This window comes from Sporosarcina gallistercoris (assembly GCF_050459885.1).
Taxonomy (GTDB): domain Bacteria; phylum Bacillota; class Bacilli; order Bacillales_A; family Planococcaceae; genus Sporosarcina; species Sporosarcina gallistercoris_A.
Window position 1 is genome coordinate 97,517 of sequence record NZ_JBCMNO010000018.1, and the last position, 26,583, is coordinate 124,099.

General features: G+C 46.0%; 29 protein-coding genes and 1 other annotated feature. Of the genes, 1 reads left to right on the forward strand and 28 read right to left on the reverse strand.

Annotated elements, in window-relative coordinates; all coding sequences use genetic code 11:
* Position 1 precedes the first annotated feature (1 nt).
* The 7 genes from dtd to ABE021_RS11150 form a co-directional block, all read right to left on the reverse strand.
* A complete protein-coding gene (gene dtd, locus ABE021_RS11120) occupies positions 2-442 on the reverse strand; it encodes a D-aminoacyl-tRNA deacylase (RefSeq protein WP_430288742.1) in 441 nt (146 codons plus the stop codon).
* A gap of 16 nt (positions 443-458) precedes the next feature.
* The gene (locus ABE021_RS11125) at positions 459-2,657 is read right to left on the reverse strand and encodes a RelA/SpoT family protein (protein WP_430288743.1); all 2,199 of its coding nucleotides are present in this window, start codon (positions 2,655-2,657) and stop codon (positions 459-461) included.
* Between the two features lie 188 nt (positions 2,658-2,845).
* Positions 2,846-3,358 carry an adenine phosphoribosyltransferase gene (locus ABE021_RS11130; protein WP_191689504.1) on the reverse strand — a complete coding sequence of 171 codons (513 nt, stop codon included), beginning with the start codon at positions 3,356-3,358 and terminating at the stop codon, positions 2,846-2,848.
* The gene (gene recJ / locus ABE021_RS11135; protein ID WP_430288744.1) at positions 3,349-5,700 is read right to left on the reverse strand and encodes a single-stranded-DNA-specific exonuclease RecJ; all 2,352 of its coding nucleotides are present in this window, start codon (positions 5,698-5,700) and stop codon (positions 3,349-3,351) included. Before recJ ends, ABE021_RS11130 begins: the two co-directional genes overlap by 10 nt.
* 104 nt (positions 5,701-5,804) lie before the next feature.
* Positions 5,805-6,149, reverse strand: coding sequence for a LapA family protein (locus ABE021_RS11140; protein WP_430288746.1), 345 nt, complete (start codon positions 6,147-6,149; stop codon positions 5,805-5,807).
* A 126-nt stretch (positions 6,150-6,275) separates the two neighbouring features.
* The gene (gene secDF / locus ABE021_RS11145; RefSeq protein ID WP_430288747.1) at positions 6,276-8,552 is read right to left on the reverse strand and encodes a protein translocase subunit SecDF; all 2,277 of its coding nucleotides are present in this window, start codon (positions 8,550-8,552) and stop codon (positions 6,276-6,278) included.
* A gap of 125 nt (positions 8,553-8,677) precedes the next feature.
* Complete coding sequence (locus ABE021_RS11150; RefSeq protein WP_430288748.1) at positions 8,678-8,995, reverse strand: post-transcriptional regulator; 318 nt, start codon at positions 8,993-8,995, stop codon at positions 8,678-8,680.
* 100 nt (positions 8,996-9,095) lie between these two features.
* Between ABE021_RS11150 and ABE021_RS11155 the strand changes: the two genes are divergently transcribed.
* Positions 9,096-10,616 carry a putative polysaccharide biosynthesis protein gene (locus tag ABE021_RS11155; protein ID WP_430288749.1) on the forward strand — a complete coding sequence of 507 codons (1,521 nt, stop codon included), beginning with the start codon at positions 9,096-9,098 and terminating at the stop codon, positions 10,614-10,616.
* Here ABE021_RS11155 and ABE021_RS11160 read toward each other — a convergent pair.
* The 21 genes from ABE021_RS11160 to mreC all read right to left on the reverse strand — a co-directional run bounded on the left by ABE021_RS11160 (position 10,607) and on the right by mreC (position 26,568).
* Positions 10,607-11,248 (reverse strand): DUF421 domain-containing protein, encoded by a 642-nt coding sequence (locus tag ABE021_RS11160; RefSeq protein WP_430288751.1) that lies wholly within the window; start codon positions 11,246-11,248, stop codon positions 10,607-10,609. The genes ABE021_RS11155 and ABE021_RS11160 overlap by 10 nt on opposite strands.
* A 114-nt stretch (positions 11,249-11,362) precedes the next feature.
* Complete coding sequence (yajC, locus tag ABE021_RS11165; RefSeq protein ID WP_430288752.1) at positions 11,363-11,638, reverse strand: preprotein translocase subunit YajC; 276 nt, start codon at positions 11,636-11,638, stop codon at positions 11,363-11,365.
* A gap of 35 nt (positions 11,639-11,673) precedes the next feature.
* Entirely contained in the window at positions 11,674-12,813 is a 1,140-nt protein-coding gene (gene tgt, locus ABE021_RS11170) for a tRNA guanosine(34) transglycosylase Tgt (protein WP_430288753.1), read from the reverse strand.
* On the reverse strand, positions 12,813-13,865 hold the full coding sequence (queA, locus tag ABE021_RS11175) for a tRNA preQ1(34) S-adenosylmethionine ribosyltransferase-isomerase QueA (protein ID WP_430288755.1): 1,053 nt from the start codon (positions 13,863-13,865) through the stop codon (positions 12,813-12,815). Before queA ends, tgt begins: the two co-directional genes overlap by 1 nt.
* A gap of 28 nt (positions 13,866-13,893) precedes the next feature.
* The gene (ruvB, locus tag ABE021_RS11180; RefSeq protein WP_430288756.1) at positions 13,894-14,898 is read right to left on the reverse strand and encodes a Holliday junction branch migration DNA helicase RuvB; all 1,005 of its coding nucleotides are present in this window, start codon (positions 14,896-14,898) and stop codon (positions 13,894-13,896) included.
* A 34-nt stretch (positions 14,899-14,932) separates the two neighbouring features.
* On the reverse strand, positions 14,933-15,541 hold the full coding sequence (gene ruvA, locus ABE021_RS11185; RefSeq protein WP_430288758.1) for a Holliday junction branch migration protein RuvA: 609 nt from the start codon (positions 15,539-15,541) through the stop codon (positions 14,933-14,935).
* Between the two features lie 115 nt (positions 15,542-15,656).
* Positions 15,657-16,544, reverse strand: coding sequence for a phosphotransferase (locus tag ABE021_RS11190; RefSeq protein WP_430288760.1), 888 nt, complete (start codon positions 16,542-16,544; stop codon positions 15,657-15,659).
* A gap of 6 nt (positions 16,545-16,550) precedes the next feature.
* Positions 16,551-17,645 (reverse strand): SafA/ExsA family spore coat assembly protein, encoded by a 1,095-nt coding sequence (safA, locus tag ABE021_RS11195; RefSeq protein WP_430288761.1) that lies wholly within the window; start codon positions 17,643-17,645, stop codon positions 16,551-16,553.
* Between the two features lie 141 nt (positions 17,646-17,786).
* Positions 17,787-18,671, reverse strand: a complete 885-nt coding sequence (gene pheA, locus ABE021_RS11200) for a prephenate dehydratase (protein ID WP_430288762.1) — start codon at positions 18,669-18,671, stop codon at positions 17,787-17,789.
* Between the two features lie 15 nt (positions 18,672-18,686).
* Positions 18,687-19,142 (reverse strand): ACT domain-containing protein, encoded by a 456-nt coding sequence (locus ABE021_RS11205; RefSeq protein WP_430288764.1) that lies wholly within the window; start codon positions 19,140-19,142, stop codon positions 18,687-18,689.
* A gap of 35 nt (positions 19,143-19,177) precedes the next feature.
* The gene (gene obgE / locus ABE021_RS11210; RefSeq protein WP_430288765.1) at positions 19,178-20,470 is read right to left on the reverse strand and encodes a GTPase ObgE; all 1,293 of its coding nucleotides are present in this window, start codon (positions 20,468-20,470) and stop codon (positions 19,178-19,180) included.
* A gap of 11 nt (positions 20,471-20,481) precedes the next feature.
* Positions 20,482-21,006, reverse strand: a complete 525-nt coding sequence (locus ABE021_RS11215; protein ID WP_430288767.1) for a Spo0B domain-containing protein — start codon at positions 21,004-21,006, stop codon at positions 20,482-20,484.
* A 268-nt stretch (positions 21,007-21,274) separates the two neighbouring features.
* Complete coding sequence (gene rpmA / locus ABE021_RS11220) at positions 21,275-21,565, reverse strand: 50S ribosomal protein L27 (protein WP_025783524.1); 291 nt, start codon at positions 21,563-21,565, stop codon at positions 21,275-21,277.
* Between the two features lie 12 nt (positions 21,566-21,577).
* Entirely contained in the window at positions 21,578-21,904 is a 327-nt protein-coding gene (locus ABE021_RS11225; RefSeq protein WP_430288768.1) for a ribosomal-processing cysteine protease Prp, read from the reverse strand.
* 6 nt (positions 21,905-21,910) lie between these two features.
* Entirely contained in the window at positions 21,911-22,219 is a 309-nt protein-coding gene (gene rplU, locus ABE021_RS11230; protein WP_025783522.1) for a 50S ribosomal protein L21, read from the reverse strand.
* Positions 22,220-22,233: 14 nt separating this feature from the next.
* Positions 22,234-22,308, reverse strand: a sequence feature (ribosomal protein L21 leader region).
* Positions 22,309-22,351: 43 nt separating this feature from the next.
* On the reverse strand, positions 22,352-22,963 hold the full coding sequence (locus ABE021_RS11235) for a site-2 protease family protein (RefSeq protein WP_430288771.1): 612 nt from the start codon (positions 22,961-22,963) through the stop codon (positions 22,352-22,354).
* Positions 22,960-23,511, reverse strand: coding sequence for a hypothetical protein (locus ABE021_RS11240; RefSeq protein WP_430288772.1), 552 nt, complete (start codon positions 23,509-23,511; stop codon positions 22,960-22,962). The genes ABE021_RS11235 and ABE021_RS11240 overlap by 4 nt, the downstream gene beginning before the upstream one ends.
* 148 nt (positions 23,512-23,659) lie before the next feature.
* Positions 23,660-24,457, reverse strand: coding sequence for a septum site-determining protein MinD (minD, locus tag ABE021_RS11245; protein WP_430288774.1), 798 nt, complete (start codon positions 24,455-24,457; stop codon positions 23,660-23,662).
* 1 nt (position 24,458) lies between these two features.
* Entirely contained in the window at positions 24,459-25,130 is a 672-nt protein-coding gene (gene minC / locus ABE021_RS11250) for a septum site-determining protein MinC (protein WP_430288775.1), read from the reverse strand.
* Positions 25,131-25,156: 26 nt separating this feature from the next.
* A complete protein-coding gene (mreD, locus tag ABE021_RS11255; protein ID WP_430288776.1) occupies positions 25,157-25,678 on the reverse strand; it encodes a rod shape-determining protein MreD in 522 nt (173 codons plus the stop codon).
* Entirely contained in the window at positions 25,675-26,568 is an 894-nt protein-coding gene (mreC, locus tag ABE021_RS11260; protein WP_430288777.1) for a rod shape-determining protein MreC, read from the reverse strand. The genes mreD and mreC overlap by 4 nt, the downstream gene beginning before the upstream one ends.
* Between the last annotated feature and the right edge of the window lie 15 nt (positions 26,569-26,583).

Genomic DNA, 26,583 nt, shown 5'->3' on the forward strand with positions numbered 1-26,583 from the left:
TTCATTTGGATTCAACAATTATTGTAACCGGGCCATCGTTGAGGAGTTCGACATCCATCATCGCACCGAAGACACCTGTTTCCACCGTTAACCCATACGAACGGAGCTGTTCGTTGAAATAATTATAGAGGGGCTCTGCCGCTTCCGGTCTCGCTGCTTCTATAAAGCTTGGCCGTCTCCCTTTGCGCGTATCCCCGTAAAGGGTGAATTGGGATACCGAAAGAATAGCCCCACCTGTTTCATCGATGGAGCGATTCATCTTCCCGTCTTCATCCTCGAACAATCTGAGCCCTGCAATCTTTTTTGCAACATAAACAGCATCTTCTTTTGTATCAGTATGTGTCAGCCCTACGAGCAGGACATAGCCCTGATCGATAGAACCTGCAACTATGCCATTGACTGACACTGAGGCCTTCTTGGAACGCTGAAGCACCACTCTCATAGACGACACCTCTTTTTCAGTTAATAATTCGTTGAACGGAGTAGATGTCCCGAACTTGCTTGATTTTATCGACAATGCGTTGCAAGTGCAGCAAATCGGTAATCTTGATGGACATACTGATGTGAGCGATTTTTACCCGGTCAGCTTTTCCTGAAACGGCTACGATCGGCGTTTTTGTATCCACTACCGCCATCATCACTTCGTTCAACAAACCTTGGCGATCATATCCTGTAATTTCAATATCCACCTGGAATTCCTTCTTGACGCTCTCAGTTCCCGATACGGCCCAGTTGACATCTATCAAACGATCCTCTTGCTCACCTTCTGCATGGATATTCGGACAATCGACTCGGTGAACCGATACGCCGCGTCCTTTTGTGATGAACCCTACGATTTCATCACCAGGAACGGGATTGCAGCATTTGGATAATCGGATAAGAAGGTTTTCCAGCCCTTTGACAACCACGCCCGATTCAGTCATCGGCTGAGGCGGCTGGATCTTTATCTCGGAAACGATCTTATCTATCGCGTCTTTTTGCTCCCGTTCTTTGCGGATCTTATCTGTCATACGGTTGACGACTTGCTGTGCGGTAATTCCGCCTGACCCGATTGCTGCATACATATCTTCTTCAGATGTAAAGCTGTATTTATCGATCACGCGCCGCAAACTCTCGGCTGTGACGACTTCACGCAGCACATATTCTTGTTGCTTGACTTCTTTTTCAAGCAATTCTTTTCCACGATAAATATTCTCTTCTCGCAATTGCTTTTTAAAATACTGGCGGATCTTGTTACGTGCTTGAGAGGTATTGGCGATTTTCAACCAATCACGGCTTGGTCCAAACGATTGTTTAGACGTTAACACTTCTACGATATCGCCTGTAAATAATTCGGTCTCAAGAGGAACCATTTTACCATTCACTTTCGCACCGATTGTCCGGTTCCCCACTTCGGAATGGACACGATAGGCAAAGTCGATGGGAATGGAACCTTTAGGAAGTTCGATGACATCACCTTCAGGTGTGAACACGTAAACCATGTCCGAAAACAAATCGAATTTCAGTGACTCCATGAACTCTTCCGCATTCGATGATTCGTTCTGCATTTCCAAGATTTCACGGAACCAAGTCAGTTTCGAGTCGATTGTGTCAGGATGATCCGCCGTAATCCCCTCTTTGTATGCCCAGTGTGCAGCAACCCCGAATTCAGCGATCTTGTGCATCTCTTCCGTACGGATCTGCACTTCCAGCGGGTCTCCAGCGGGGCCGACCACGGTCGTATGCAAGGATTGATACAAGTTTTGCTTCGGCATGGCAATGTAGTCTTTAAAACGGCCAGGCATCGGCTTCCAGAGCGTATGGATGATACCCAGAACCGCATAGCAGTCTTTGATGCTGCCGACGACGATACGGACTGCCAGTAAATCGTAAATTTCGTTGAATTCTTTTTTCTGCAACACCATTTTGCGGTAAATCGAGTACAAATGTTTTGGACGGCCAGACAAATCTGCGTGAATGTCCATCGTTCCAATTTCGTTATTAATTTGTTCCATTACATTTTTCAAGTAATTTTCACGTTCTACGCGTTTCTGTTTCATGAGGTTGACGATGCGGTAATATTGCTGAGGGTTTAAATAGCGAAGGGCGATGTCTTCTAGCTCCCATTTAATCGCAGATATTCCGAGTCGATGCGCAAGAGGTGCAAATATTTCAAGGGTTTCTGCAGAAATCCTACGTTGTTTTTCTTCTTTTACATACTTTAATGTCCTCATATTGTGCAAACGATCCGCCAATTTTATTAGAATGACCCGAATGTCCTGAGCCATTGCAATAAACATTTTACGGTGGTTTTCAGCTTGTTTTTCTTCATTTGTTTTAAACTTCAACTTCTCCAGTTTGGTGACGCCATCGACAAGCATCGCGACTTCTTCCCCGAAGTCCCGAACGATGTCCTCTCTTCCGATTTCCGTATCTTCCACCACGTCATGCAAAAATCCTGCAGCTACTGTCGAAGGGTCCATCTGAAGTTCCGCAAGAATTCCAGCTACTTGCACTGGATGGAGAATGTAAGGTTCTCCAGAACTTCTGAACTGACCTTCATGCGCTCTCTTTGCAGCGTCGTACGCTCTTTCGACAAACGCGACGTGTTCGTTATTCATGTACGAACCGACTAGTTCAAAGATATCCTCTGCCGTCAAATCCTGACTTTTAGCCATTCTCTCACCTCTTTCAATCGATTTCCGAAAAAATAAACATACCTCTATTGTATGGCGAAAATAGAAGATTTGTAAAGAAATGAATTCAAGGAGTTTTGCCACTGTGTCGAAAACATGTCGAATTGTGTTTTTGTGCAATAGGATGATGACAAAAAACTCCCCCGCGAAAAATGCGGAGGAGAAAGAATTCAGTATTTCATAAGAGAGCGAATGTTATGGTTCTCCAACTTCCGACGACCATCCAAGTACGTGAGTTCAATGAGGAATGCACATCCTGCAACGACGCCGCCTAGTTTTTCAACAAGTTCGACTGTCGCTCCAACTGTTCCGCCAGTAGCCAGAAGGTCGTCCACAATAAGAACGCGCTGTCCTGGTTTAATGGCATCTTTATGGATCGTCAATTGGTCTACACCATACTCTAAGTCATAGTTGACAGCAATCGTTTCGCGAGGTAATTTCCCTGGTTTACGAACCGGTGCAAAACCGATTTCAAGTGCATAGGCAACCGGACAACCGATGATGAACCCCCGTGCTTCAGGGCCAACAATCAGTTCCGCACCCATCTCTTTTGCGTATTCCACGATTTGATCAGTCGCATATTTGTAGGCTTCACCATTATCCATGATGGTCGTAATATCTTTAAAGCTAATCCCTTTTTTTGGATAATCTGGAACAACTGTTACGAATTGTTTCAAGTCCATACTGTTTCCTCCTTGACGGCTATCTCCTGATGCACCTTTTGAAACCATAGTTTGAGCTCATGGTAAGGAGCATACAGCAGCCGTTCTTCCATTTCAATCTGGCTTTTCCGTTCTTGATAAGCAGGTGCTTCGGCAAGATCTTTCTTACCTGCTGTCGGTTCGATAGTAACCACACCATTTTCTATCTTAACAAATCCTAAATCAAAAAACACTTTGGACATGAAATAAATCGTGTCTAATTTCCAACCTTTGTGTTTCGCCAACTGCTCCGCTTGTGAGGATAAATCAAATGTCACGCGTTTTTTCAGGAAGCTGAAGTACCATCCGAACTCTTTCCGGTCCGGGATGCCATCGAAATAGCGTGAGTCCGGAGCATAGAAATGCGCGTATATTCGTCCCGGATTATACTCATTCATTAGCGACGCGAGCTGTTCTTGGTGTACAGGTATATCGAGCAGAACAATGTGGTCTATAGTTTCGACAGAATGACGGTCCTCATACAAGGTGATTTCCCTCCCTTGAAGGATCGGCAGGAAGTGGGTTTTCGTTTGAGGTTGGAACGCTATATAGAGTGCATTTTCCTTCGGTATTGTATGAATCCAACGAAGCGGATCCCGAATTCCTCTCAAATCGAATACTTGACGCTCATCGGAACGGATGTCCTGAATTAGTATTTGCGGTTTTTTAAAGTTATTCCACTCATTCACTTGCAAGTCACCTGTCACAGTGAGCGACATGCCATGGGTCATTTCATCGGCGAGATCTCCTGCCCCGAAGCTGATCGCATCCAACTTGCTCGCACCATCTTCCAGTTCGAGCTTTAAATGATTTTTCGCAGATCCGATTTTCCGGATTGAACCGACCGTGATCTGCTCAACCATATACACCGGTTTCGGGAAATCCATCCCGAAAGGACGCAGCAGTTCCAATGATTCCAATACATCCACTTCAATTTCATCGATTGTCAGTGGGACGTCGATTTGAACATTCGCGATGAGCTGCTCTTCCGTTAATATTTGTGCTGCTTGCTTATTCAGGCGGTCACGCAAATCATCTACATCCGCTAATGCAAGTGTCATCCCTGCAGCCATTGCGTGTCCTCCGAAATGGGGCAGTATTTCTTTGTTCTTCGTGAGCTCCTGATAAAGGTCGAACCCATCGATACTGCGGGCTGATCCTTTCGCGGTTTTTGCAGACGGATCGATAGCTAATACAATGGACGGCCGGTGGAACTTCTCAGTCAATCGGGAAGCGACGATCCCAATAACGCCGGGGTTCCAGCCTTCTTTAGCGAGAACAAATACATAGGGTATGGCGGCCCCGTAATCTTGCTCGATCATAGAGAGGGCTTCTTCTGTGATTCCATTGACGAGAGCCTGTCTCTCTTTGTTAAGACGATCCAGCTCATTTGCGATTCCGGTTGCAACTGCGCTATCCTCCGCTTTCAATAGTTCTACAGCAGGGTCTGCATCTCCAAGTCGTCCCGGAGCATTCAGACGAGGTCCAACCATGAACCCAAGCGTCTCTTCCGTGAATTGCCGCTGTTCTGTTCCGCCGATTTTCGCTAAGGCCTGGATCCCTGGACGACTCGACATGCGGAGGCGGCGGATACCTTCTTTCACAAGGTACCGGTTTTCATCCAACAGCGGGACGAGATCGGCTACTGTACCGATTGCCGCAAACTCCAGAAGGTCAAGAGGCGCTTCACCGAGAAGTGCTGACGCTAGTTTAAATGCTACACCAACACCCGCAAGCTCTCCAAACGGGTAACTTCCCTCAGGATGTCGAGGATGGATGACCGCATCTGCTTGAGGTAAGGATTCACCGATTTCGTGGTGATCCGTTATGATGATATCGAGTCCGATCGATTTGGCAAATGCCGTCTGCTCAATGCCGGAAATCCCGTTATCCACTGTGATGACAAGAGAGGCGCCAAGATCCGCAATTTCCTGAAATAGCTCGCTGTTGGGCCCGTAGCCATGCTCGAATCGATTAGGGATAACAAAGGTGACATCCGCACCTAATCTTTCTAAAGCTGTTGTCAGGACGGAAACACTGGTCACCCCATCGGCATCGTAATCACCATAGACGACAATGTGTTCACTGTTCTCGATAGCCGCTTGTATTCGGCTGACTGCTTTGTCCATGTCATACAATAGAAATGGATCATGCAGAACGGAGGCGTCTGCCGTTAGAAACTTTTTGACTGACGCAGGATCCTGAAAACCTCGGGAAACCAGAATCTTCGCGTGGAGGGATGGCAACTTTAATTCTGCCATCAAGTTTTTTACTATCTCTTCGTCAGGTCTATGGATCTTCCAATTCTTATTTGATTTGATCAATTCATTCACTTCCTCATTGATAGTATACCGGCAATAGATAATTTCCGAAAGGATAGTATGCGAAAAAAAACGCCTTTGCAGTAACTGCAAAGACGCTCGCTCTATTACTTATTAGCATCATACTGATCGTTCATTACTTCATTTGCAAGTCCGGGTGATTTCTGAAGCATCGCAATTTCGTTTTGTTGATTGGCAATCACACTTTCTTTTTCAGTGATCTGCCTTTGCAGAACACTGACTTCACGTCTCGTCCTGACAGAACGGAAGACAGTAAAGAGACCACTTGCGAGAGCCCCGAGTAATGCGGATCCGAGAATGACCAGAACAAGCGGCCAGTGCGCTTCCCCGAAAACATAGTCGACTGGTACTTTGCCGACATTGAATACAGCAAAAACTGCAATGATAAGTGCGAATAATAATCCGAAAACCAGCATCCATTGGGATTTCATAGGGCTTCCTCCTTTGTTTATAAGCTGCAACTATAGAAATAGGATTCCTTACACCTGCAAATTATGCAACTAGACAAAAAAACAGGTATACCTGAGTATACCTGTTAAAGGAGTCGATGAAACGTATTATACTACGGGTTCGTCCGAGCCCCATTGTTTCTTTTCTTTAACTGTTTTAAGTTTACCGTGTTTCTTGATTTCACGCTTTTTCAAGTCGAACCAGATTTGAGCGGAAATGTAGATCGATGAATACGTACCTGCGATGAGACCAATCAGCAATGCAATCGAGAAAGGTCGGATGGCTTCTGCACCTAACGCAATGAGCGCGACGACAACGATGAGAACTGTCAGTACGGTATTCACAGATCGCCCTAACGTTTGGCGAAGTGACTTGTTGACGATATCCGCCAAATCATTCTCATTATCCAAGTGACCGATCTTATGAAGATTTTCACGTATCCGGTCAAACGTGACGATGGTGTCGTTGATGGAATACCCGACAATCGTCAATACTGCCGCAATGAAAGTGATGTCCACTTCCAGTCGCAAGATACTGAAGATCGCAATCATGAAGAATGCATCATGTACCAGTCCGATAATGGCTGAAACTCCCATCCTCCATTCAAAACGGAATGCTACGTAGATAATGATACCAAGCGCTGCAAGCAGTAATGCTTTAATCGCATTTTTCGCCAGTTCTTTACCGACTTTGTCAGATACGGTTGAAATGTTCGGTTCAGAACCATACTTTTCAGCAACTTGAGTCTTGATGTCGTTCACTTCTTTTTGACTGAACTCCTCTTTGAATCGAGCAACACCAATGTTGCTCTTTTCTCCGGAGATGACGACATCGTCAGTAGGATGACCAATGTCTTCCAAATACGTACTGATTTCCTCTTTCGTTAACGGGCTTTCCGAAAGAATCTCCGCGCGCGTCCCACTAGAGAAGTCAATTCCTAAGTTCAATTTAAAGATTCCCAGGACAATCATCCCTGCAATAAGCAAGACGATCGAAAGAGTATAGAATCGTTTGCGGCTATGGACAAAATCGAAACGATCGAACTTAGTCGTCAATTCGAGAGTATCCACGTGATCTTCTAACGGATGAACGCGTTTCGGAGAAACACCGAACCAGCCTGTTTTCCCGTCGAATATTCCGCTGTTAACAAGTAATCCTAGAAGCAAACGGGAACCCCATACAGCAGTTAGGAAGCTGACAGCAATACTGATGATGAGCATCGTAGCGAATCCTTTGACCGAGCTTGTCCCGAAGATGAACAATACGACCGCTGCAAGCAGAGTAGTAACGTTGGCATCTAAAATTGCAGTGAAAGATTCCTTAGCCCCACGTGTGAACGCGGTCTTTATGGAACTGCCAACCCGTAGCTCCTCTTTTATCCGTTCATACGTCAGAATATTGGCATCGACTGCCATACCGACCCCGAGCAATAATGCCGCAATACCAGGAAGCGTCAGCACCCCGTTGATGAGTGTGAAGACTGACATGATCAAGAAAATATATACAGAAAGTGTAATAACCGCTACTAATCCCGGAATACGGTAGTACACGAGCATAAACAGGAAGATCAACGAAACGCCAACAATCCCTGCAGTTATCGTCTTATCCAATGCTTGTTCACCGAATTGTGCACCTACCGATGTCGAGTACACCTCTTCAAGGTGGACCGGAAGTGCCCCTGCATTCAGGATACCTGCAAGATTTTTAGTCTCTTCAACTGTGAAACTACCGGAAATTTCAACGTTTGAGGAATTGATCGTCTGTCGTACAGATGGTGCAGAGATGAAGCGTGGATCCGGTTTTTTCATCTCTTCTTTGTAGGAATCTTTGCCCTCTTCAAAGTCCAGCCAGATGACCATTACATTTTCAGGAGCTTTTGCAGCGACTGAAGCTGTAACTTCGGCAAATTTAGAAGGATCTTTCATTTCAAGTGTAACGACAGGATTGCCGCCTTCACCGAAGTTTGCCTTTGCTTTACCTGCTTTTAAATCATCACCGTCAAGCAATAATTTATCATCCGCATCACGGAACGTTAAATTCGCTTGAGTCGAAAGTAATTCACGCGCCTTCTTCTGGTCATCTACACCAGCAAGCTGGACGCGGATCCGATTGTTCGATTCAATCTGAATACTCGGTTCACTGACTCCGAGTACGTCGATCCGATTACGAAGTGCTTTCGCAGTATCCGCGACGACATCTTCAGTAATCTTCTGATTGTTCGATCCCGTTTTCAATGGCTCGACTTCATACAAGACTTCGAATCCACCTTGCAGGTCCAGACCTAACTTAACATTTTTTAAAATCGGGTTCGCTGTACTGCCGATTGTTGCTGCAAAAATGACGAGCAGCAGTAAAAAGGCGACCAGCCTTCCTCTTTTCTTCATGATCCATTTTCCCCCTCTATATGTGAAGCGGTATTACTTTGATTACGTTGTTATGTAAGAAGAATCATCAACACAACAATTATGAAACAGTGCGTCTCCCGTGTCAAATGCTATCGTACTAAAATCTAAATTTCTGAATTCTTCTTAGGGGAAAGCAATAATTGCAGCTCGTCACTATTCAAGTCTGAAAACCAATCAGAGCTTCTCTGTTCTTCTATTTGTGTGTAGGTCATATATTCAGCAGGTGTAAGCTCCATGACATCGTTGATCAGTACATACGTCCTCATTTCACTGATATTTCGCTTACGCCACTTTTTTTGCACGCAATATTTCCAAATATCCGCTTCAGTTACAGTGGAATATCCATAAAAATGAAATTCGTTCATCTTACTTTCAATTGCAGGGCGGACATGGTCGAACAATTGCTCGTATTTGTTATCCACTCACGTTCATCCCTTCTTTAATCGACAGTTGTAAATGTACATGTTTCCGCATACTAGTAGTGTATATGAATTGGTTGGACTTGAGAAGGAGTTGTTTTCATTGTCTTCATTTATTCGCGGGACTGTCATCTTGATGATTGCGGTTTTCATGACAAAACTACTTGGATTTGTTTATCGGATACAATTTATGAGGGTTGCTGGCGAAGAAGCGGTGGGCATTTACATGACGGCTTATCCGGCATTCATCTTTTTCTTATCCCTCGTACAGCTAGGCATTCCAATCGCTATTGCGAAAGTCATCGCTGAACTGAAAGCGAAAGGCGAAACTGCCCGCTATTCACAAGTGATGCGCACTTCCACCTTCATTACATTGTGCACGGCTTTCATTTTCATCCCGCTGTCCGTCTTGTTTGTACCGTATCTTTCCGGTACCTTGTTAGGTAATTCCGCAACGGCAACGACTCTTTACGTCGGGATTGCGATCATTCCTATTGCAGCGATCGGGGGAATGATTCGAGGCTTTTTTCAAGGTATCGCCCGATTGGAAGAGACGGCTTGGTCTCAAATCCTGGAACAGTTCATCCGAATCATACTTATCACTGGGCTGCTCCCTTATTTCCTGGTAGATGGGAATACTTCGTTGAATGCTGCTATTGCCATGGTGATCACATTATTAGCAGAAGCAGCATCGGTATTCTATTTGTGGCTCAAATATAAAAAACACAAAAAAAACACCCCTGCTGTACGCGACAAGGATGGACAATATCCATTCAAACCTCTGCTATCTGTAGCTTTACCATCATCGGGAAGTCGATTGTTCGGAACGTTCACTTGGTTTTTAGAGCCAATCATCTTTTTACGTGCACTTGCTGTATCGGGAATAACAGCTGCCGCGGCAACTTCACTCTATGGTGTGATTTCAGGTGTGCTCATTCCCCTGTTGCTCTTTCCGTCCTTCATTTCTTATGCGCTTTCTGTGGTGCTCATACCAGCTGTCAGCGGCGCATCGGCAGCCGGAAATATTAGCAAGCTCCAAGAACGCATTCACCTATCACTCCGATTATCCGCCTTGACAGGTGCATTTGCAGCAGCGGTATTTTTCATACATGGTAAAGAAATGGCTGAATCCCTTTTCCACATTACAAAGGGTGCATCCTATATGGCGATGCTTGCACCAATCTTTTTCTTCTACTACATTCAAAGTCCGTTGTTTTCCATTTTGCAAGCAACAAATGAAGCGAAAGCGGCTATGATGAACTCCGTTTACGGCGGTATTGCCAAGTTGGTTGTCATGTTCGTACTCGCGTCCCAACCCGGACTCCAAGAAACAGGGGCTATTTTAGCGATTGGATTCGGTGTCTTGATCACCTCATTTCTACATATCGCAACGTTGAGGAAAAACAGAAAGACGAATACGGGGTTTACAATGTTTGCACTTCCCTATGCCTCGTTCATTATGACTGCGATCATGCGCCCCATCTTTCTCCCTGTCGGCAATTACGGACTTTGGGTCGATTGCGGGATTACCGCATTATTTCTAGCTGTTGTCCTCTTCTTCACAGGACAGTTACAGCGCAATGACATCCGACATTTCAAGAAACTATTCGCCCGTTACAAATAATCTTGTTTCAGCTGAACCTTCAGTTCTCCATTTTCATACGAACAGTAGAAAACATGTTGGGGATCTTCAATCCCTTTTTTGCGGAGCTCTGCTAATAACCACTCATTCGTTTTTTTATAGATCTTCAAATGTCGATGATCGATGTCTCCATCAGATATCAACGGAAGAACAGGCGCGGTTTCTCCATATTTGAATACCGATAAATTACCGGACGGTTCCAAATATGCGTATGCCACTTCAAACACCGAACCAATTTGCTGTTCACGTAATTGCTGGAACAAGTCATCTAGATTATAGCGCTGTTTACGCATCTCTTCTTCTAGTATTTTTCCATCTTGAATGAGTATCGTTGTATCTCCGTCAACAATGTCGCGGAACTTCTTATTCTTCAAAGAAATAAACGACGATACAAACTGAATAACGAGTAAAATGAGCATAGGGAAAATCGAGTTAATGAGCTTGACGTCGGGAGAGTCTAACGCAAATGCCGCCACTTCAGCAATAATGACAAACACGACAATGTCAATGACACTGAGTTCACCGACTTCTCTCTTTCCCATAAGTCGAAGGATGAGAACGATGAGCGCATATAATAGTACTGTGCGATATCCGATAATGACCAAATCATGCATGACTGTACCCTCCTTATCGTTCGTAGCTTGCCCACAAGAGCTTTCGCTTAAACGGATAAAGGTATAAAAATAGACCTGCCCACGAACGCGGGCAGGTCTCCTTCAATTTCAGTATTAAATAGCGGTTGTGCTATCTGTAACTCGACCGACAGCTTGACGATCAAATTGCAGTACAGCGCCGTCTGCAGTTTTCAAAAATACAGAAGTTTCGTCGACCGCATCGATTGTTCCGTGTAAACCACCGATTGTCACGACACGATCTCCACGCTTCAAGCTTGTCTGCATCTCTTTTGTTGCTTTTTGACGTTTTTGTGCTGGTCGAATCAACAAAAACCACATAATTGCGATCATCGCTACGAACGGCAGCAAATTCATTAAAGTTGCATTCATCTAAATCCCCCCTTACTTTGACTAGTATACAAGAATTAAAAGTTTTTTGCATTTGGTTTGTTGAAACCATATTGTTCGAAAAACTCTTCCCGGAAATCGCCGAGACGATCATTCCGGATTGCATCTCGTACTTGCTCCATTAAATTGAGCAAAAAGTACAAGTTATGATATGACGCGAGACGCAGACCAAAAGTTTCATTACATTTAATTAGGTGACGGATATATGCACGGCTGTAATTTTTGCAAGTATGACAATCACAGTTTTCATCTATCGGTCCAAAGTCTCTTTCGTATTTTGCGTTTTTGATGACAACTCGTCCATTACTTGTCATTAATGTGCCATTACGGGCAATTCGTGTTGGTAATACGCAGTCGAACATATCCACTCCGCGGATCGCCCCATCAATCAGGGAATCCGGAGAACCTACGCCCATTAAATAACGCGGTTTGTCTGCAGGTAACAGTGGCGTTGTGAATTCAAGTACGCGGTTCATAATATCTTTCGGTTCACCGACCGATAGCCCGCCAATTGCGTATCCAGGGAAATCGAGTGATGTGAGATCTTTTGCACTTTGTTTGCGTAACTCCTCGAATTCGCCACCTTGCACGATTCCGAACAAACCTTGGTCGTTAGGACGCTGATGTGCAGTAAGGCACCGTTCTGCCCAGCGGGAAGTCCGCTCGACGCTCGCTTTCATATACTCGTAGGTTGCAGGAAAAGGCGGACATTCATCGAACGCCATCATGATGTCGGAACCAAGTGCATTTTGAATGTCCATCGCTTTTTCCGGACTAAGGAAAAGCTTACTTCCGTTCAAATGGTGTCTGAAGTGAACACCCTCTTCTTCGATTTTCCGCATATCACTTAACGAAAACACTTGGAATCCGCCTGAATCGGTTAGAATCGGTCGATCCCAGTTCATGAATTTATGAAGACCGCCTGCTTCGCGGATAATTTCATGACCCGGACGCAGCCATAAGTGATACGTATTGCTCAAGATGATCCCTGCACCGATCTCCTTCAACTCTTCAGGGGACATCGTTTTCACAGTCGCCATCGTTCCCACAGGCATGAATGCCGGAGTTTCAAAAGAGCCGTGGGGTGTATGGACAATTCCGAGACGGGCTCCTGTTTGCTTACATGTTTTAATATGTTCGTACGTAACTGCTGGCATTATTCGTTCTCCTTCTTTCTTGACGGGCGGATGAACATCGCATCTCCGAAACTGAAGAAACGATACTCTTCTTCAATCGCCTGGTCATAAGCATTTAAAATATATTCTCGAGTGGATAGCGCGGATACGAGCATGACCAATGTTGATTTCGGTAAGTGGAAATTCGTAATGAGTCCATCCACTGCTTTAAATTCATATCCTGGGAAGATGAAAATCGATGTCCATCCAGAACCTGCAACCATCTTTCCATCATTTTCGCTTGCAATCGTTTCGAGCGTCCGAGTGGACGTTGTACCCACGGCAATCACACGTCCCCCCGCTTCTCTTGTACGGTTAATCGCAGAAGCGGTGTGCTCAGTCACCTGATAGTACTCCGCGTGCATTTCGTGATCTTCAATCGAATCGACACTTACAGGGCGGAATGTTCCGAGACCTACGTGAAGTGTGATGAATTCAACACCCACACCTTTAGCGCGCAACTCCTCTAAAATATCTTCCGTGAAGTGCAATCCTGCAGTCGGAGCTGCTGCGGAACCCCTCTCTTTTGCAAACACAGTCTGGTACCGCGATTGGTCATCCAGCGATTCCGTTATATAGGGAGGCAGAGGCATTTTCCCTAGAGCGTCCAGCAGTTCGTAGAATATCCCTTCATACGTAAACTTGAACGTCCGGCCGCCTTGGTCAGCAACCCCTATACATTCAGCAGACAACCTGCCGTCACCGAAAGTAATGACAGTCCCGGGTTTCACTCGTTTCGCAGGCTTGACAAGTGTTTCCCATTCGTTGTCACCGGTTTCTTTCAATAACAGGACTTCGATGGAAGCACCTGTTTCTTCTTTCACGCCAACCAATCGGGCGGGTAACACTTTCGTGTCATTCAGCACAAGCAGATCTCCAGCTTCCAACTCTTCGACAATTGCACGGAAGTGTTTATGTGCAACGTCGCCTGTCTCACTATTCATCACAAGCATCCGGCTTGCGGTTCGGTCCGCAAGCGGAGTCTGTGCAATCAACCTTTGGGGTAAGTCAAAGTCAAAATCATGTACATCCATTCCATCTAATCTCCTTAATGTCGTAAAGTCAGCGTTCTTCAGGTATCGGATACCCAAAGTGTTCATACGCCAAATGTGTCGCCACCCTGCCTCGCGGGGTCCGTTGAATGAACCCGATCTGCAATAGATAGGGTTCGTAGACGTCTTCCAACGTGACCGACTCTTCCCCGATACTAGCAGCTAAAGTCTCCAGTCCGACGGGTCCGCCTCGGAACCTTTCAATCATTCCGGTCAACAACTTATGATCGATGTGATCCAGTCCGTGGGAATCCACTTGCAGCATTTCCAGTGCCTCTTTTGCTATGTCGAGAGAAATTGTACCATTCCCACGCACTTGCGCATAGTCTCGCACTCTGCGCAGCAGACGATTTGAAATACGCGGGGTCCCCCGTGATCTGCGGGCGATTTCCATAGCCGCTTGGTCATCGATTTTCACATCGAACAACCCTGCACTTCTCATGACTATTTCCTTAAGCGGTTCCATCTCATAATACTCCAGACGCAACGGAACGCCAAAGCGATCCCGGAGCGGAGCGGAAAGTGATCCCGCCCTAGTAGTTGCCCCAATCAGAGTGAATGGAGGCAAATCGAGCCGGATCGATTTGGCAGATGGACCTTTTCCAACGACAATGTCCAGGCAAAAGTCTTCCATGGCAGGATACAGCACTTCTTCAATTGCCCGGTTCAACCGATGGATTTCATCGATGAATAAGACATCTCCTGGCTCGAGTGATGAAACGACCGCCGCCAAATCGCCCGGCCGTTCAATTGCAGGACCGCTTGTCATGCGTAAGTTGACGCCCATCTCATTTGCAATGACCGCGGCAAGGGTTGTCTTTCCAAGTCCAGGCGGTCCATATAATAAGACGTGATCCAAACTTTCACTCCGCCCTCGGGCGGCTTCAATGAAAATCGACAAATTGTCTTTCACTTTTTCTTGACCAATATACTGCACTAACCTTTGGGGGCGTAGGGATTGTTCAAATCCTTCGTCGAAATCTGAAAGTTCACTTGAAAGTACGCGTGAATCCATTGTTCTCCCTCCTTTTCAACTAGCGTAGCTTGTATTATTGCTGCTTCAACAACAGCTGCAATGCGCGTTTCATATAGCCCTCAGTCGTTAAGTCCTCTTTTTCGAGCGCTTTTTTCACTTTCGCGATTTCCCGTGCCGAATAACCAAGCGCTTCCAATGCAAGCATTGCTTCTTCAAGTGCGCCGTTTTCTGTAAGTGTGAATAAGGTATTTCCATCGTCTTCCGGCATGTCCAATTCTGTGAAGAGATCCACCAATTTTCCTTTCAAATCCAGGATCATTTGACGCGCCGTCTTCTTACCGACTCCAGGAAACTGCACTAGGAACGCCTCGTCTTCGCGTTCGATGGCACTGATCACTTGTGAAGGGATCCCACTTGAAAGAATGGCCAGTGCCCCCTTCGGACCGATTCCTGATACGGTAATCAGTTTCCGGAACAGTTCCCGCTGCTCCAACGACAGGAATCCCATGAGCAGCTGCGCATCTTCCCGCACATGATGATGAATGAAGATCTGCTGTTCTGTTTCCGTCACATGGAACGCATACGGATTCGGCGTCAGTATTTGATAACCAATTCCTCTGTTTTCAATCGTAATATATTCTGGTGTCACTCGGGTAACGAACCCTTTTATGTAATCATACAATGCCATTTACCCCCTAGAGTCTTATCTTCAAGTATACCACATGAACGTACTATACAGCGCAGTCTAAACACCAAAAAGAACTGCCTGGCTTAGACAATACGGCCTCAGGCAGTCCTTATGGGAGATAGTGATTGTGTTCAAGTAAATCGTTGGAAAATCGACATAAGTCCGGCCACCGAATCAATGCCATTTCCGTAAATGGCACGAGCTGCTGTGCTAAAATCTGTTGGCGTTCTTCAGGAAGAGTCGTTAAATACGACCACTCTCGTAATACTTCATTCGGATACTGCAACATGGCGATCGGCTGATGACCCAATACTTGCAATCTAGGTTCTTCTTCAAACAATAAGGCTGCGTTATAATCGACTTTCGGTAGCACACGATGAAGCCATAATGCGATTTCCACATCCGGATGACCCGTGCACGCAAGATCAAAGTCAATTAACATCACATTGCCATCAGAAGTTTTCAATAAGTTGTGATGGACCACATCTCCATGAAGGAGTGTATGGGTTGATTTTCTAGCAGGTGCAGTCTGTAAGCAGTCAAGTCCCCGCTCACTATACCATTCAATCAGATTGAATGCATCCTCCCCTAAATAAGAGGTAATGCATTGACGATTGCAGCGAAACCTTTCCAGTCGCCATCTCCATTTATCCAACACTGAATAGGTTTTTAAAAACGGAAGCGATTCCCAATCCACAACACTTTCCGTTTCATGGAGGGCCTCCAGTGCAGTCAAGGAAGCCCTCCGATCCATTTGTTTCGTGAAATCCGCCGGACTAGCATCCAGTATCCAAGGTTGTACGACAATGTGAGCATTCCCTTTTTCCGTGATTGGTGTGCAAAAAGGAAATTCCACGTTTTGTAACATTTCATGTATTTGCCTGATTTTGTCGGCATCCCGAGCATCCGCATAACGTTTCACGGAATACTCAATCCCGCCTTCTTCTAATCTCCAAACATTTTTTTTAATGCGAGAAAATCTCTTCTCAACTTCCACGGCCGATCAATACGAACCCATTTGGTTTTGCCCGTAGTGACCTTGTGAAGGATACCCCATTTGTGGATAACTTCCGTATAAAGGCTGTACCCCCATCATTGGCATTCCGTAATACGGAGTCGGTGTCATATTTGAACCGCAAGATGAGCATAAATGCATGTATTGCGGGTGTTGAGCAGCCTGAATCCCTTGCATCGGCAATTGCTGACTAGTTGGGTACTGCTGCGGGTAGCTCTGTTGCGGCACCTGTTGTGGAACAAATCCTTGTTCAGGCGGACAATAGGCAGGTGGGGATAAGTCAAATCCTGAAGACTCGACATTCGGCATTTCAACCATTGGAGATTCCCACTTCTTCATACTATCGCAATGATTTGGAGAAACACCCGGCCCTTGGCCAGCCATAATCGGGGACTCATCTTTACATTCCGGTGATTCGGGCTGCATGTTCCATAATGGCGGTTGTACAGGAACTTGCGGCGGCATCGAAGGCATCGGAGGCATCATCGGTTGATGCATATGATGTTGCATCGGATGTGCGCAAGGATGGCAGTCAGCGTCGTAAATCGGCATCCAACCACAAGGAATGCCAATATACATCGGATGAACAACCGGTTGGTGCTGGACCGGCGGCAGCGGCGGTGCTGGTGGCGCTTCGCAGTTCGGGGATTCCGGTTTAGGTATCGGCTTCACTTCAGGCTTTGGCGGCGCTGGAGGTTTAGGCAACGGTTGTGGCTTCACTTCCGGTTCTGGCGCCGGTTGTGGTTTCACTTCCGGTTTCGGTGCTGGCTTCGGCGGTGGCGGAGCTGGTTTCTGCGTTGGTGGTGCTGGTTTCGGAATTGGAGCAGCTGGTGGAGCCGGTGGCGCTGGTTGTGGTGCTGGTGTCATCGGCTTTTCATGATGCTGAGGTTGTTTTTCTTTCCCCCCGTGTTTTACAGGTGATTTAGGTCCTTTACCTTCAGGCAGAAAAATTTTCATACCTGGCACAATATAGTCTGGATTGGCTAAATGTGCATTCACCTTTTTCAATTCTTCAAACGCAATTCCGTACTGACGCGCTATCTTCCAAAGCGTGTCACCTTTTACAACAATATGGACATTCACTCTGTAAAGTCCCCCTTCCATCGACTCATCTTATGAACGGGTGCCTGGATGTGTGACCACGCTTTCGGTTAGGCACCTTCTCTTTCAACTATACGAATCAGTAGAGGTAAATAGTACTTCTTCACAAAAAATACCTGCCGTTTACTTGCCGGCAGGTGAATGTTGGTTATACGTACTGTAGGATCCGAATGAGGACACATCACAATTGAGGGCCTTCAGTTCTTCCATTGCACCCTTCATCATCGGATGACTTTCCGTTTCTGCAACGTCAATGATAAAAAAGTAATTTCCGAGACCCGTTTTCAAGGGGCGGGACTCAATCTTACTTAAATTCAGCTTGCGCCAAGAGAACACCGATAAAATCTGATGAAGCATACCTGGCTGATCATCTTCGGGCAACTTAATCATAAGAGTGGTTTTCGGAATTCCTCCGCCCTCATAGGCTAACGTTTCTTTCCGTAACGACAGGACAACAAACCGCGTATGATTGAAATGGAAATCATGTATCGATTCTTCAGCAATGTGGAGTCCATATGTATCAGCAGCAAGATGATTGCCTATCGCAGCAATTGGAAGCTCCGGATGCTCCGAGACGTATTTAGCTGCTGCTGCCGTTGATGACGTTTGAATGAGCGGTACTCGTCTGAAGTGATACTGTAAGTATTTGTGACATTGTGCAAGCGCATGAGGATGTGAGTGAATCGACTCTACTGAATCGATTTTCTCCGCTTGTTCAGGATGCACCATCAGATGTTGGCGGATAGGTGTTGAAAGTTCTGCATTTATGAACAAATCACTGCCATGGAACAAATAGTCAATTGTGAGCGGCACAGACCCTTCCAACGCGTTTTCAAGCGGTACAATCGCATACGCAACATGACCTTCCGTGACGGCTTCTATACAATCAGGAATCGATCGATACGGAATGAGGCCATCCGATCCAAAAAAGTCTGTCGCAGCAATATGTGTAAATGAAGCTTCCGGCCCTAAATAAGCAACGGATGGTGTTAAAGATTCCTGTTTCATCATCAAATTCCCCTTTCACAATGCGCCTGAACTGACCAAATGGACCGAGTCTACAAAGCTCGGTCCTTTCAGTTTAAGGATGAAGGCCTCCATCGAGATATCCATCTCCGTCACATCCAGCGACAACGTAATGTTAGCCCTGCCCTGAACAGGTATCGTTTGGTGAATGGTCAGCACATTACAATGCGATGAAGAAATGAGTTCCATCAACACTGCAAGTGAACCTTTCAAGTCTTCCAATTGGATGAATACTGTCAGCACACGTTCTCGCGCTATCGCTTCAAATGGATATACCGCGTCCTTATATTTATAGAAAGCACTTCTCGATAATCCGACTTGAGCGGTCGCCTCTTGAATAGTTGTCGCGTCTCCGGATACAAGGAGTCGTTTAGCTTCAAGCATCTTTTGCATGGACTCAGTCAAGACATCTTCACGCACCAAATAGAATTGGTCTTCCCCCCGTTGTTTCATCGTTAATCCCCCTGCAACCGAAGAACGGCTCTCTATTAATCGATAAATTCAAATTCGAAGTCAAGCAGACGAACAATATCTCCGTTTTCCGCGCCACGCTCGCGAAGAGCATCATCCACGCCCATACCACGCATCTGACGTCCGAATTTACGGACAGATTGGTCGAAGTTGAAATCAGTCATCTTGAATAATCGTTCGATGGCATATCCTGATAATACGTAAGCACCATCGTCATCGCGTGTAATTTTGAAGTCAGGTGTTTCCGGTTCGTATTTATATAGAACGGAGTGCTCTTCTTCTGTTTCTTCCACTTCGTGCATCGGGAATTCAGAGGTCACTTCCAATAGATCGGCAATTGCAAATAATAGCGAATCTAATCCATTGCGGGTAATTGCTGAAATCGGGAAGATTTTGTGGTCAGTTTCACCCAGTTTTTCTTTGAACGCTTGGAGGTTTTCTTCAGCATCCGGCATATCCATTTTGTTTGCCACAATGATCTGAGGACGCTCCATCAGCCGTAAGTTATATTGCTCAAGCTCTTCATTGATGGTCTCGAAGTCTTCAAATGGATCTCTTCCTTCCAACCCTGACATATCGATGACGTGGACAATGACACGAGTCCGCTCAATATGACGTAAGAACTGATGTCCGAGTCCAACCCCTTCGTGAGCCCCTTGGATAAGCCCCGGCAGATCCGCCATGACAAATGTCCGGTGGTCCTCTGTTTCAACAAGTCCCAAGTTAGGAACGAGTGTCGTAAAGTGGTAATCTGCAATTTTAGGCTTCGCCGAAGAAAGGACAGACAGTAATGTGGATTTCCCTACACTCGGGAATCCAACAAGACCGACATCCGCAAGAACTTTCAGTTCAAGCATGATTTCCCGTTCAACGCCTGGTTCTCCTTTTTCAGATAGCTCGGGTGCTGTGTTTTGCGCTGTCACAAAGCGACTGTTACCGCGTCCCCCGCGTCCGCCACGAGCAATCACCGCAGTTTGGCCATCTTCCACTAAATCTGCAATAATCTCTTTTGTTTCCACATCCGTCACAATTGTGCCAGGTGGAACTTTAATAACCATGCTCGTGCCTCGACGGCCGTGCTGGTTCTTGTTGGCACCGTGTTCTCCACGTGGTGCTTTAAAATGACGTTGATAACGGAAGTCCATCAATGTCCGCAGTCCTTCGTCCACGACGAATATGACATCTCCGCCATTTCCGCCATCGCCCCCTGCGGGCCCACCGAATGCTATATATTTTTCACGACGGAACGCGACGATTCCATCTCCGCCGTTTCCACCCTTAACGTAAACTTTTACCTGATCGACAAACATGTGGTTTCCTCCTATTGTCCACGAATCGTGAACGTCCAATACTCGTTTTCTAAAGACAGTTTAGCTGTCCAGTCTTTCGTATATACATCATTCCATACAATCGGCGCAGTTTGTCCGGGTAGCGAAATTGAAACATTCCACTCGTCCTCTGCGGTGGTCACTACTATGTTGACCATCGAGTCAGCGTAAGGATCTGCGCCAATGACGAGCTGCTGGAATGCATCGTCCAATACAGCAACGATTGCCTGAGCATCTGCTTTACGTGCAGATGTTTTTGGTCCAATTGTCGTTTTCAACTCTTTAGTGAATGCTATGTAGTTCCAGTCGAAAGTTAACATCCACGTTTCGAGTGCGGGCATATCTAGTCCACTCAGTTGGGAATCGGTACGCATTCTTTCTGTTGCTTCCAGGAGTTTGCGCCGCGCTTCGGGGACATTATTGAGGTCCATATGCATGAGAATGAGCTGCAGCTCATTCAAAAAATCATGTCGGGCGAATTTCATCGCATCCCGGACAGTCAACTCCGATTTTTCCATCTTCTTCACCGCCTGCAGTTTCGTTCTTTACAGTATAGCATTATGAGGGTATTGTTCGTCAAAAAGTTAAGACGGGGACTCCACATTATATATGGTTCAATCGACTGTCCAGATTCCCACTTCAGACGAATGCTTGCCGAGGCGCTGTCTGAAACCGCTTCACTCACCAGTTAAAGCTCGCAAATGATATAATCCTCTTGTTTACAGATTTGCAAAATAAAAAAAGAACTGCACACTTGGCGCGTGCAGTCCTTTTTGAATTCAATTCTTATGCTTCCTGCACTGCAGGATACACACTTACTTTTTTCTTGTCGCGGCCAAAACGCTCGAAGCGTACTACGCCGTCAACTTTAGCGAAAAGAGTATCGTCGCCTCCGCGACCTACGTTTTCACCTGGGTGAATTTTCGTTCCGCGCTGGCGGTAAAGAATAGAACCACCAGAAACGAATTGCCCATCGGCACGCTTAGCGCCAAGACGTTTCGATTCGGAGTCACGACCGTTCTTTGTAGAACCTACCCCTTTTTTCGATGCGAAAAACTGAAGATCTAAACGTAACATGTATTCCACCTCCTACTTGGTAAAAGTTATTTTTATAAATTGCGCATAGTCTTGTTCAATCGTCTGCATGGAAACAATCATCGCACGCACGATCACTTGCTGATCATGATCATCTTCCGTCTCCGGCAGAATGACTTTCAGATATCCGCCATCTTCTCCTTGTTGGATCGCTGGTGAATTTCCAGTGAGTGAAATAACCGCATTCACAGCGCCGAAAGACACCGCTGAAGCAGCTGCACACACTAAGTCTTTCCCATGTTCTGCGTAATCGGCATGTCCGCTCATCTCAAAAGAGCTGATTCGGCCAGATGCTTGTTCCTTTACGGTGATTTGAATCATAACAGCTTACAGGTTGATGCCTTCGATAACAACCTTAGTATAAGGCTGACGATGACCCTGTTTTCTGCTGTAGTTCTTTTTCGGCTTGTATTTGAAGACAGTGATTTTTTTGCCTTTGCCCTGTTTAACGATTTTCGCTGTTACAGAAGCACCTTCCACGAATGGAGCGCCAACTTTCACGTCATCTCCACCTACAAAAAGAACTTTGTCAAATGTTACAGCCTCATCAGCTTCTCCCACCAATTTCTCGATGAAGATCTCCTGACCTTGCTCAACTTTGATTTGCTTTCCACCAGTTTCAATAATTGCGTACATACTTGCACCTCCTCAAATAGTCTTAGACTCGCCTTCCCAGGTGATCCATACGGATACTTGTACCTGGTTCAGTGCGGTTGCAGCACGGGTGCGCTACAAACATAACATTAGAATAATAACATGCACAGAACTTTACGTCAAGTCCTTCCTTTTCAATTGCTCATAAATCCGTCGATATCGTCTGAATCGAAAAACACTGATATTCTGCAAACATAAAAATACTGCGAGACTTATTAAAAGTGCAGTTTCAGGTAACCCTGTCACTAACATAGCAGCGCCGACAATCAGAAACGCGATTGAAAACAAAAGAAATGCAGTATGGTCGAAATATCGGCTTTCTTCACGTTCAGCTAGAGCAAGTAACGCCTGTCCGCCGTCTAACGGCAAAATCGGCAGTAAATTCACGAATAGGATCAAAAGCTGGATGCGGACCACCTCAAAAGAACCTGGAAAAGGTACTGTCATTGCTACTACAAGCAACACTGCAGTGGCAATCGGACCGCCAAGTGCTAGCAGAACACGTGCACGCCGCGTATGGTCAGCACGCCCTGCAATCTCCAATTCTCCCCCATAGGGAAGAATGGTTATCGAACGGACGCGCATTCGGTTCGCCTTTGCCGCTGCTAAATGTCCGGCTTCGTGAATGAGCAACGAGCCGAACACAATCGCATAAGCAGCGAGTCCGCCCATTACAGCAAGCAAAATGAAGACTGGCAGCAGAATCGGATGCAACCGGAACCTCAAGGACTCACTTCCGAAAAGAATGCAGGCAGTAACGTAGGGTCAAGTACAAGTCCGTCCCGCTTCACTTTCAAATACATCGTCCCTTCTTCCATCACCGCGAGCGTGTCCCCTTTGTCGACAGCCGTATATGGCAACTTTGCAAACGAGCCTACGAATCCGTAAGTGACTTCATCCCCATTATCATATTGTACAGTGAGCGTTTTACCCGATTGTCTGGTGAATCCAGTAAACACGATAAGACCACTTCCCCGAGCCGCAATCGGAAGCGGTTCAGCATAAGACAGGATCACACCCGTTTTATACGGTTGCATCGATTCGTACGCTGCAAACGGATCGACTGCTTCCACTTCTCCGCTCACTTGGATCATTCCGGATTCCTCAGAGTCTACCATCGAAGCCACCCATTTTTTCATCGCCACAAAATCTTGACCCGTTGAAAGATATTGAGTGACAGGCCGTTCCATTACGCCGAGTTGCTCTAGTTTAGCAACCCCAAGGATAGAGACCGTAAAAACGAGCGCCAAGACCCACTTCGTCTTCCCTCTCACACGCACACCCCCTTTTTTTCAGTATATGAAGCATGACTCCTGAATAGTCGGGTGAGCACGGAGTTTAGTATGCAAAGAGACAATCCCGACAAACGGATTGCTCAACAAAAAAATCCTCCGCACCGGAAGGTACAGAGGATTGGAGATCTCATTTTGAGAATAGCAACTTCAATTTACCAAAGAATCCTGGTTTTCCAGTATCCACTGACATCAATGGAACGGATTCCCCAAGTATTCTGCGGGCGATGTTACGATACCCTTGTGCAGCCGGATTGTTAGGGTCCATGACAACCGGCTCTCCCTTATTGGAAGACGAGATAACGTTTTCATCGTCAAGCACGATTCCGAGCAAGTCAATCGAGAGATGTGAAGTAATATCATTGACGTCGAGGGTATCCCCTGAATTGATGAGATTTCTCCGGATCCGATTAATGATGAGCTTCGGCGGCTCGATATCTTCCGCTTCCAGTAGACCAATAATCCGGTCCGCATCTCGTACTGCTGAAATTTCAGGCGTCGTCACGACTATCGCCCGATCCGCCCCTGCTACGGCGTTTTTGTAACCTTGTTCAATACCTGCAGGACAATCAATCAAAATGTAATCATAATCACGTTTCAACTCAGTTATCAATTCTTTCATCTGCTCCGGCGTAACTGCGTTCTTATCGGTCGTCTGAGCAGCAGGCAGCAAAAATAATCGATCTTCGAACCGTTTATCTTTGACGAGCGCCTGCTGTATTCGGCAACGGCCTTCTATGACATCTACCAGATCGTAAATAATACGATTTTCAAGGCCAAGAATGACGTCTAAATTCCTCAATCCAATATCTGTATCGACTAGACAAACTTTCTTACCTTGAAGGGCCAATGCAGTACCGAGGTTTGCTGACGAAGTAGTTTTACCAACTCCGCCTTTCCCAGATGTTATGACAATCGCTTCTCCCACATTAGCTCCCCCCTTTAAATGTTGACAACTCCGGCCGCAATAATCTTAAGTCCTGGAGACGGTCAATGGCGATGAATCCATTGGTGTGCAAGTATGCGCACTCCATTTCAGGATGTTCAGACAAAATTGCAAGCTCATCTGTCATCGTTTCAATTTGGTCCGCAATCATGAGGTGTGTCGCTTCCAACCACGAAGCCGCAATAACCGCTTCCCGGTTGCCGGCGTTTCCTGCATGCGCTTTCCCTTTCAGCCTGCCAAGTATATAAATGCTTCCTGCCGCAGAGACATGTCCGTTCGGATTCACATCACCGATGACAACCAAATCACCTTTGGCATATACTTCCTGACCGGAACGCACAATGCCAATGTATGTCTCGGACTGCCGTTCCTGGACGCGGCGGTTGCATTCTTCCAATGTAATGACATCACTTTGTATCTTGGAAACTCGTAAATGTCCAGCAGACTGGACAACCTGTATAATCTCTTTTGCTGCCTGCTCACTGCAATAGCGAGATCCTGTGTGGATTTGCACTTCGACAGCTCCCTCGAGACCGGGATCCTGTGCTTTCTTGCCTAACTCTTCCAGTAGTTCTGAGTAGGCGCACTGATCGTCAAGGCGCAAGATGAGTCCATCCTTGGTCCCTTTAATTGTTACTGCTTGCTGTTTCGACACTTGCGTCACCCCGCCCCATGCGAAAATTACATACCGGCTTGCTTCTCTACGACCCGTTTGTAAATCAGATTTTTGAACAACCAGCCAAACATGATAATGAATATCAAGTTAGCAATCACTGTAGGTACAAGTCTCGCTGTCACAAACACTTCCATTTTGATCGACGTCAGCGCAATCAGACTAGCGAACAGATATGACATCATTTCCAGCAAGACGACCATAATTAGAGACAAGAGCATAACAGTCCCGGTAGACCGATGCACTTGACGGATGATCACAAAAGCTAAGAAACAAATCAACGGATAGAGAAACGTATATATTCCAATGATATCAATGTGATACATATCATACAAGAGGCCAAATAAGAAACCATAGATAACCGCCTTGCGAAGATCATAGTAGGAAGCGATGAATACTAAGTAAACAATGAGAAATCTCGGAACGAGTGTATAGCGGACATCACCTAGTTCAATTGGTGAAAACAGACTGAAGACCGGTTCCAGAAAAAACAGAACGACAGCAATAAGAGGGACGATGAACCGGGTCATGATCCATCCTCCCCCTCCGTTGCCGACGTTCCAGGGTCATCTGTCCCTTTTACAGTTGCAGACTGTCTTTTTGCGATCATGACGTGATCCAGCATCGAGAACTCAGCAGCCGGGCGTACATACGCCAACTTCGTGAGTCCGTAATCATCCGTCGATACTTCTGTCACTTCTCCAATTAAGAGACCCTTCGGGAAAATACCGCCGAGACCGGAGGACATGACTTTTTGTCCCACTTTCACTTCAAAACCGGAATCGATCCGTTTCATAATCAATTCGCCGCGTTCGGGATCGTATCCTTCCATCAGACCAAAAATATCTTTCTTTCCAGGAATCATTGCAGACACACGGAAGTTCTGGTTTTCAGTCGACAGCAATTCGACCGTGGAAGTATATTCCGTCACAAGGACGACCTTCCCGACCAGCCCATTTGCGGTCAACACAGCCATGTTGAGTTTGATCCCCTGACTTTTTCCTTTATCGACAATGATTTTCTCTTCCCATTGATCGGGATTCCGTGAAATGACAGTTGCTTGAACAGGATCATACGCACGCAGATCATCTTCCTTATCGATAATCTTACGTAAACGCTCATTCTCTTCCTTGATATCTGCCAATTCGACTTCAGTTGAAGCATACTCGGTCAGACGGGCTTTCAACGCCTTGTTTTCTTCATATGTATTCAAAATACCATCAATGTCATCGAAAAATCCGGTAATGGAATGAGCCGGTTTGGAAAATAGGGATTGTCCAAAACCGACGACATCCTTCACCATCTTTTCAGGGAGGTTGGCGCTTTGCCGGTCTTTAAGGGAAAAAGCTATCAATGCCACTAAGACAATTACGCCCACGAGCAATAAAATTAATCGTTTGTTCGAAAAAAATCGCGGCATTGCCGATATCCTCCC

Excerpts from the sequence above, each read along its gene's own strand:
- rplU (WP_025783522.1), bottom strand. The coding sequence starts at position 22,219 with ATGTACGCAATTATTGAAACTGGTGGAAAGCAAATCAAAGTTGAGCAA.
- mreD (WP_430288776.1), bottom strand. The coding sequence starts at position 25,678 with ATGACCCGGTTCATCGTCCCTCTTATTGCTGTCGTTCTGTTTTTTCTG.
- ABE021_RS11140 (WP_430288746.1), bottom strand. The coding sequence starts at position 6,149 with ATGAAATCCCAATGGATGCTGGTTTTCGGATTATTATTCGCACTTATC.
- queA (WP_430288755.1), bottom strand. The coding sequence starts at position 13,865 with ATGGATGTACATGATTTTGACTTTGACTTACCCCAAAGGTTGATTGCA.
- ABE021_RS11160 (WP_430288751.1), bottom strand. The coding sequence starts at position 11,248 with ATGCATGATTTGGTCATTATCGGATATCGCACAGTACTATTATATGCG.
- secDF (WP_430288747.1), bottom strand. The coding sequence starts at position 8,552 with ATGAAGAAAAGAGGAAGGCTGGTCGCCTTTTTACTGCTGCTCGTCATT.
- yajC (WP_430288752.1), bottom strand. The coding sequence starts at position 11,638 with ATGAATGCAACTTTAATGAATTTGCTGCCGTTCGTAGCGATGATCGCA.
- ruvB (WP_430288756.1), bottom strand. The coding sequence starts at position 14,898 with ATGGATTCACGCGTACTTTCAAGTGAACTTTCAGATTTCGACGAAGGA.
- tgt (WP_430288753.1), bottom strand. The coding sequence starts at position 12,813 with ATGCCAGCAGTTACGTACGAACATATTAAAACATGTAAGCAAACAGGA.
- pheA (WP_430288762.1), bottom strand. The coding sequence starts at position 18,671 with ATGAAACAGGAATCTTTAACACCATCCGTTGCTTATTTAGGGCCGGAA.
- ABE021_RS11215 (WP_430288767.1), bottom strand. The coding sequence starts at position 21,006 with ATGGAAAAATCGGAGTTGACTGTCCGGGATGCGATGAAATTCGCCCGA.
- dtd (WP_430288742.1), bottom strand. The coding sequence starts at position 442 with ATGAGAGTGGTGCTTCAGCGTTCCAAGAAGGCCTCAGTGTCAGTCAAT.
- mreC (WP_430288777.1), bottom strand. The coding sequence starts at position 26,568 with ATGCCGCGATTTTTTTCGAACAAACGATTAATTTTATTGCTCGTGGGC.
- ABE021_RS11205 (WP_430288764.1), bottom strand. The coding sequence starts at position 19,142 with ATGAAACAACGGGGGGAAGACCAATTCTATTTGGTGCGTGAAGATGTC.
- obgE (WP_430288765.1), bottom strand. The coding sequence starts at position 20,470 with ATGTTTGTCGATCAGGTAAAAGTTTACGTTAAGGGTGGAAACGGCGGA.
- ABE021_RS11125 (WP_430288743.1), bottom strand. The coding sequence starts at position 2,657 with ATGGCTAAAAGTCAGGATTTGACGGCAGAGGATATCTTTGAACTAGTC.
- rpmA (WP_025783524.1), bottom strand. The coding sequence starts at position 21,565 with ATGTTACGTTTAGATCTTCAGTTTTTCGCATCGAAAAAAGGGGTAGGT.
- ABE021_RS11130 (WP_191689504.1), bottom strand. The coding sequence starts at position 3,358 with ATGGACTTGAAACAATTCGTAACAGTTGTTCCAGATTATCCAAAAAAA.
- ABE021_RS11225 (WP_430288768.1), bottom strand. The coding sequence starts at position 21,904 with ATGATTCAAATCACCGTAAAGGAACAAGCATCTGGCCGAATCAGCTCT.